Below are 6,540 nucleotides of genomic sequence, written 5' to 3'. Positions count from 1 at the left end.
GCGTCGTACGGCTCCCGCAGGGCACCGAAGAGCTGCACGCTCACCCGTCGGCGCACCCGCGCCCGTGATGGCGTCGGGAGGGCCCGGCGACAGCAGCCGACAGGTCAGCGACATCTCCTGGCCCGGTGCTGGCGCTCGGCTCCGAGCAGGCGGGGTTTCACCTCACCGTCGTGGAGGCGCATCGAGGGGCGGCCCGGGGCCGACGAGGGTCGGTCGGCGAGTGCCACACCACGCTGGGCGGTGGCGGCAGACGCTTCGTGCGTGTGGCGCACCCCACCAGAGCCCGTGGCGCGCCAAGGCCGTCCATGGTCGGCATTCTGCTCGCGGAGTACCGTCGAGGTGTCCTCATCACCGCTACACCGCAGGAGAAACCGTGCCGCTGCAGGACCTGACCACCGCCTCCTTCGAGGAGACCGTGACCGGCAACGACATCGTGCTCGTCGACTTCTGGGCCGACTGGTGCGGGCCGTGCCGGCAGTTCGCGCCGGTCTACGAGAAGGCCGCGGGCGCCAACGACGACATCGTCTTCGGCAAGGTCGACACCGAGGCCGAGCGGGAGCTGGCCGCGATGGCCCAGATCACCTCGATCCCGACGCTGATGGCGTTCCGCGAGGGCGTACTGGTCTTCTCCCAGCCGGGTGCCCTGCCGCCGGCCGGCCTGCAGCAGGTCATCGACGGCGTGCGCGGCCTCGACATGGAGGACGTCCACCGCCAGGTCGCCGCCCAGCAGCAGCACCCGGAGGAGGTCGACCTCGACACCTTCGCCGCCCGGCACGCCGAGGGCGGGTTCGTGCTCGACGTCCGGGAGGCCGACGAGTACGCCGCGGGCCACGTGCCCGGCGCGGTGCACGTCCCGATGAACGAGGTGCCGTCCCGCGTCGCCGAGCTGCCGACCGACCAGCAGCTCCTGGTGATCTGCCAGGTCGGCGGCCGCAGCCGGCAGGTGGTGCAGTTCCTGCAGGCGCAGGGCCTGGACGCCGCCAACGTGTCCGACGGCACCGGCGGCTGGGCCGCCCGCGGCTGGCCGCTCGAGCGCTGAGGCAGCCCTCAGAGCATCCGGGCCAGCAGCCGGTCCCGGTCGAGCAGCGTGTGCTTGAGCACCAGTCCCAGGTGCGCGGCCAGGGCCACGAAGAAGACCACGTGGCTCGTCACGTGCAGCCACAGCAGGTCGTCGTCGCCGAGCAGCACCGCGATGCCCGAGAGCGGCATGACCACCAGCATCGGGAGGAGCACCCTCTCGGTGAGGTGGGCCAGGCGGCGCTCGGCCGCTGAGAGCCCCTCGGCCCACGGCGGCAGGCTGTCCAGCCTGCGCCACGTCATCCGCAGCACCGCCAGCAGCAGGATCGTCAGCCCGAGCACGACGTGCACCGCCACCAGGGGGTCGGAGAGCCGCTCGGTGAGGCCGAGGCCGAGGCCGCCGTCGCCACCGCGGCCCCTCCCACGTCCTGAGCCGCCGGACCCGTCGTCGCCACCCGCGCCCGCGACCGCGGCCCCGTCCGGAGCCGTCGTCGGCGTCCATGACGTAGCCCACGACGAACTGGGCCAGCAGCGCGACGACGGTGGCCCAGTGCAACGTCTTCGACACGGCGCCGTACCCGTGCTCGCCGTTGCGCATCCTCATGGGCCCGGAGCGTAGGTGCACCGAGCGCCAGGAACCGGTGAAGTAGCCTCGGCGCGTGCTGATCTCGCCCAAGCTGAGGATGGTCTTCGTCCACGTGCCGAAGACGGGCGGCGTATCGATCCAGCAGTTCCTGGACTCCCACGTGGACGACCCGATCCGGGGCAACGTCCGGCACGCGCGGCTGGGTTACATCCTGCGCAACCACCCCGAGGCGGTCGACTACTTCTCCTTCGGCTTCGTGCGCAACCCGTGGAAGCGGATGGTCTCCTGGTACGCCATGATGGACGCCTGGAACCGCACGTGGGGCCCGGCGTCCGGCAAGCCGCAGGTCGAGCGCGGCGGCATGAAGGACGGCAACGAGCAGTGGCGCGCCGTCGCCGGGTACGCCGACTTCGAGGAGTTCGTCATGCGCGGGCCGGACGAGCTGCCGCGCGTCGGGCTGGCGCAGCTCGACTACCTCACCGCCCGGCGCAAGCAGGTCGACTTCATCGGCCGGACCGAGACGCTCGGCGCGGACCTGGTGACCGTCGCGACGCGGCTCGGGCTGCCCGCCGAGGAGCCTCCGCACCGCAACCGGTCCAAGCACGGCAGCCACACCGACTACTACAACGACCGCACCCGCCGCCGGGTCGCGGAGGTCTACGCCAAGGACATCGAGGCCTTCGGCTACACCTTCGAGGGCTGAGCCGGGCGGCTCGCTGGCAGCCTCCGCTGGTAGGACATCGCCGTGCCGAGCAGGCGGTAGCCCAGCCGCTCGTTCACCTCGATCATGTGCGTGTTCGACGCGGCGTTCCAGGTGTCGACGTGCCGCAGCTGCGGCTCCACCTCGCGCAGCCAGCGCACCATGTCGGCCTTCAGCAGCTGTCCGAGCCGGTGGCCGCGGTGCGCGGTCACCACGGAGGTGTCGTGCTGCTCGGCGTACGCCGGCTGCTCCGGGTCGACCATGACGACCGTGTGACCCGCGATGTCCCCCGACGCGCGGTGCAGGGCGAGGATCCGGTAGAGGCCCGGCCCCCGGGCCAGCTGGGCGTCCTCGTAGGCCCGGATCCGCTCCGGCGGATAGGCCTCGTCCTCCATCTCCAGGTCGTCCAGGGGCGCGTCGTTGATGGCCCCGGTGGCCACGGCCAGCCGTTCCACGAGGTCCTCGGGGGTGCGACCGTGCAGCCGTACGAGCTCGTAGTCCTCCGCCGCCGCCTGCGCCTCGACGTACTGTGCGTCGGCCAGCCCCGGAGGCTGGGCGGCGAGGTCGTGCCGGCGACGCGCCGACACCAGCGCACCCGTGAAGCCGTGCAGCGTCGCGAAGGCGTCGACGCCGTCGTCGAGCCACGCGTCGCCGGTGATGCTGGACCGGCCCATGGACACGCAGGTGCCGAGCGCCTGCTCGAGCACGGCCGATCCGTACCCGCGGCGGCGCAGTGCCGGCTCGACGACCACGTTGATCCAGGCCAGGTCGCGGTTGTCGTACTCCGAGGTGTGCACCTCGGCGAGCCCCACCGCCTGCCGCCCGACCGCGGCGAGGAAGTGACGCCCCGGCTCGCCGTCCCAGCCGTGCTCGACCTCCATCGCCACGGAGTACGGCGTCACCTCCCGCTCGAAGGGGGCGTCGACCGCCAGCGCGGTGTTGGTGATGCGGACCAGCTCCGCGATGCCCGCACGGTCGTCGGCCGAGACCTCGAGAAGCTCCATGACGGTCACCCTGCCCGACCGCCGCGCCCGCCGCACCCCTATTGCGGCCGGGTGGACCCGTAGCGCCCGCGGTGGAAGGTGAGCCCGTGCTCGGCGGCGCCCGGCACCAGGTCGAGCACCCGGCCGATGACCACGACGTGGTCCCCCGCCTCGTGCACGGCCTGGATCGAGCACTCGACGTACGCCGTCGCGCCGGCGATGCGTGGCGAGCCGGTGGCGGCGCCCGGCACCCACGAGAGGCCGGCGAACTTGTCGGCGCTCCGGCTGGCCATCACCTCGGAGACGGGGGCCTGGTCGTCGGCCAGCACGTTGGCGCAGAAGGCGCCCGAGCGCCGGATGGATGGCCAGGAGCGGGAGGTGCGGGCGACGCAGAAGAGCACGAGCGGCGGCTCGAGGGAGACCGACGTGAAGCTCTGGCACGTCAGGCCGGCCGGCGAGTCACCGTCGAGGCCGGTCACCACCGTCACCCCGGAGGCGAACCGGCCCAGCACCTCGCGGAACAGCCGCGCCCGCGCACGGCTGTCCGGGTCGTCGACGGGCAGGACGCCGGCCTCGCCCGGCCGGTACTCCAGGTTCCGGCCGAGCGGGTCGTCGTCGTCGCCCGGCTCGCCGAAGCCGTAGTCGCCGAGCCAGCGGTGGAGGAGCGCCTCGTCAGGTGTCACGTCGCGCTGGTCACCGGGCATCCACCCATTGTGCGGGTGCGGTCGTCGCCGCGAGGACGGCAGGTCAGCAGGCGGCAGGCGCGCCCGAGCGTGACGGCAGCGTCGTCGGGCTGCGGCGGGCTCGGTAGGTTCAGCGGGCATGAGCTCCTCGGGACCGCCGTCCGGCGACACCACCACCTCGACCCCGCGATGGACGCTGATCGGGCCCGGCCTCGTCGTCGCGGCCACCGGCGTCGGCGCCGCCGACCTCGTCGCCACCCTCATCGGCGGCAGCAAGTTCGGCTACGGCCTGCTGTGGTGCGTCGTGGTGGGCTGCGTGCTGAAGGTGGTGCTCGTCGAGGGCGCGGGCCGCTACTCCCTGGCCAGCGGCAAGACGATCTACGAGGGCTGGTCGTCGCTGGGTCGCTGGACGACGTGGTACTTCGCGCCGTACATCGTCATCTGGGGCTTCGTGTACGGCGCCGCCGCGATGGCGGGCACCGGACTGTCGCTGCGCTCGCTGTTCCCGGTCCTCTCGGTGACGACGTGGGGCATCGTCTCGGGGCTGATCGGCCTGGCCCTGGTGTGGGTCGGCCGCTACAACCTCTTCGAGAAGATCTGTGCCGCCCTGGTGGGGCTGATGTTCGTCACGATGGTCGGCGCGGCCCTGCTGACGCTGCCCAACGTGCCCGAGCTGCTCGCGGGCCTGGTCCCCATCGTCCCGGACGGCGGCCTGGTCAACGTGCTGTCGCTGACCGGTGGGGTGGGCGGCACCATCACGCTCGCGGCCTACGGCTACTGGATCCGCGAGAAGGGCTGGACCCGTCCCGAGCACATGCGGCTGATGCGCATCGACAACACCGTGGCCTACGTCGTCACCGGCCTGTTCGTGCTGGCGACCCTGGTCGTGGGCGCCGAGCTGCTCTACTCCGCCCAGATCGCGGTCGCGACCGGTGACGAGGGACTGCTCGACCTCTCCGAGGTGCTCGCCGACCGCTACGGCACGTGGGCCGGCAAGGTGTTCCTCGTCGGCTTCTGGGCTGCGGCCATGTCCTCGCTGATCGGCGTCTGGAACGGCGTGTCCATGATGTTCGCCGACTTCGTCGGCCACGCGCGTGGCCTCGCCGAGGACGCCCCCGAGCGGATGATCGGCGGCACGTACTACCGGCTCTACATCCTGTGGCTGACGTTCCCGCCCATGATCATGCTGTTCCTCGGCGAGCCGGTGTGGCTGATCCTGGCGTACGGCGTCCTCGGCGCGTTCTTCATGCCGTTCCTGTCGGTGACGCTGCTGTGGATCCTCAACTCCGACCGGGTCCCGCGCGAGTGGCGCAACAAGCTCTGGTCGAACCTGCTCATGGTGCTGTGCGCGCTGACCTTCGCCGCCCTCGCCGCCAACGAGGTGTGGGAGGCGATCACCGATCTCTAGGCCTCGGGGTCCTTCTGCACCGGGATCACGAAGTCGTCACCGTGCTCGCTCACGCCGGCGACCACCGCGTCGTGCACGGCGCGTCGGGCGTAGGTCGCGCGCACGATCAGCGGGTCGTCGGCGAGGTCCTTCACCAACGCGACGCACAGCCCCACCATCACGAACACGAACGGCACCGCCGCCACGATGGTGATGGTCTTGAGCCCGTCGAGCGCGGTGTCGCCACCGATGAGCAGCATCACCGCGGCGACCCCGCCCATCACGACGCCCCAGAAGATCACCGGCAGCCTCCGCGGCTCGATGGCGCCGCGCTGGGACAGCGAGCCCATCACGATCGAGGCGGCGTCGGCACCGGAGACGAAGAAGATCCCGACGAGCACCATCACCAGCACGCTCGAGGCGGTGGCGAGCGGGAACTGCTCCAGCAGGCCGAAGAGCTGGGCCTCCACGCCGCCCGAGCCGTAGATGTCGGTGCCGTCCATCTGCAGCTTGATCGCGCTGCCGCCGAAGATGGCGAACCAGACCAGGCTCACGAGGCTGGGCACGAGCAGCACGCCGGTGACGAACTGCCGGATGGTGCGACCGCGGGAGATGCGGGCGATGAACATGCCCACGAACGGGGTCCAGGAGATCCACCACGCCCAGTAGAAGACGGTGTAGTAGCTCAGCCAGGTCGCCACCTCGCCGCCCTGCGCGTTGGTCCGGCCCGCCATCTCCGGCAGGTCCTGGACGTACTCCGCCAGCGCGGTCGGCACCATGTCGAGGATGAACATCGTGGGGCCGGCGACGAAGACGAACAGCGCCAGCACCAGAGCCAGCACCATGTTGATGTTGGAGAGCCACTGGATGCCGCGGGCCACTCCGGAGACGGCCGAGACCACGAACGCGGCCGTCAGCACCGCGATGATCCCGACCAGCACGCCGTTGCCGACCTCGCCGATGCCGCCGACGATCTCCAGGCCGCTGGCGATCTGGACGGCGCCCAGCCCGAGGGAGGCCGCGGAGCCGAAGAGCGTGGCGAAGATCGCGAGGATATCGATGACCTTGCCGGCCGGTCCGTGGGCGTGACGGCCGAGCAGCGGCTCGAACGCGGCGCTGATCAGCTGCGCCCGGCCCTTGCGGTAGACGCCGTAGGCGATGGCGAGGCCGACGACGGCGTAGAT

The 6,540-nt window shown here is 71.5% G+C and carries 6 protein-coding genes and 2 pseudogenes; 4 read left to right on the top strand and 4 right to left on the bottom strand.

The genetic code is table 11. The features are described 5' to 3' along the window. Nucleotides 1-373 precede the first annotated feature (373 nt). A pseudogene (trxA, locus tag QZX64_RS09765) lies at nucleotides 374-733 on the top strand (thioredoxin); the annotation flags it as partial. A gap of 42 nt (nucleotides 734-775) precedes the next feature. Further along, nucleotides 776-1,039, top strand: a pseudogene (locus QZX64_RS09760) (rhodanese-like domain-containing protein); the annotation flags it as partial. An 8-nt stretch (nucleotides 1,040-1,047) separates the two neighbouring features. On the opposite strand, the gene QZX64_RS09755 reads toward QZX64_RS09760, so the two are convergent. Next, nucleotides 1,048-1,377, bottom strand: coding sequence for a cytochrome b/b6 domain-containing protein (locus QZX64_RS09755; RefSeq protein ID WP_366558538.1), 330 nt, complete (start codon nucleotides 1,375-1,377; stop codon nucleotides 1,048-1,050). A 299-nt stretch (nucleotides 1,378-1,676) separates the two neighbouring features. Here QZX64_RS09755 and QZX64_RS09750 point away from each other — a divergent pair, with 299 nt between their 5' ends. After that, nucleotides 1,677-2,306: a sulfotransferase family 2 domain-containing protein gene (locus QZX64_RS09750; RefSeq protein ID WP_295658847.1), complete on the top strand. Its 630-nt coding sequence runs from the start codon at nucleotides 1,677-1,679 to the stop codon at nucleotides 2,304-2,306. Here QZX64_RS09750 and QZX64_RS09745 read toward each other — a convergent pair. Further along, nucleotides 2,288-3,307 carry a GNAT family N-acetyltransferase gene (locus QZX64_RS09745; protein ID WP_295658841.1) on the bottom strand — a complete coding sequence of 340 codons (1,020 nt, stop codon included), beginning with the start codon at nucleotides 3,305-3,307 and terminating at the stop codon, nucleotides 2,288-2,290. The two genes, QZX64_RS09750 and QZX64_RS09745, sit on opposite strands and share 19 nt — an antisense overlap. 38 nt (nucleotides 3,308-3,345) lie before the next feature. After that, entirely contained in the window at nucleotides 3,346-3,990 is a 645-nt protein-coding gene (locus QZX64_RS09740; protein ID WP_295658839.1) for a flavin reductase family protein, read from the bottom strand. Nucleotides 3,991-4,108: 118 nt separating this feature from the next. Between QZX64_RS09740 and QZX64_RS09735 the strand changes: the two genes are divergently transcribed. Next, on the top strand, nucleotides 4,109-5,377 hold the full coding sequence (locus tag QZX64_RS09735; protein WP_295658838.1) for an Nramp family divalent metal transporter: 1,269 nt from the start codon (nucleotides 4,109-4,111) through the stop codon (nucleotides 5,375-5,377). Here QZX64_RS09735 and QZX64_RS09730 read toward each other — a convergent pair. Continuing rightward, the coding region (locus tag QZX64_RS09730) for a BCCT family transporter (RefSeq protein ID WP_295658836.1) at nucleotides 5,374-6,540 on the bottom strand (1,167 nt) is incomplete at its 5' end. The two genes, QZX64_RS09735 and QZX64_RS09730, sit on opposite strands and share 4 nt — an antisense overlap.

The organism is uncultured Nocardioides sp. (assembly GCF_902805925.1).
GTDB lineage: Bacteria > Actinomycetota > Actinomycetes > Propionibacteriales > Nocardioidaceae > Nocardioides.
Note: the sequence above shows the minus strand (reverse complement) of the source record. Positions and strands in the feature narration are given on the sequence as shown.

What these genes read in the sequence shown, in the direction of transcription:
- QZX64_RS09735 (WP_295658838.1), top strand. Translation starts at nt 4,109, where the DNA reads ATGAGCTCCTCGGGACCGCCGTCCGGCGACACCACCACCTCGACCCCG.
- QZX64_RS09745 (WP_295658841.1), bottom strand. Translation starts at nt 3,307, where the DNA reads ATGGAGCTTCTCGAGGTCTCGGCCGACGACCGTGCGGGCATCGCGGAG.
- QZX64_RS09740 (WP_295658839.1), bottom strand. Translation starts at nt 3,990, where the DNA reads ATGCCCGGTGACCAGCGCGACGTGACACCTGACGAGGCGCTCCTCCAC.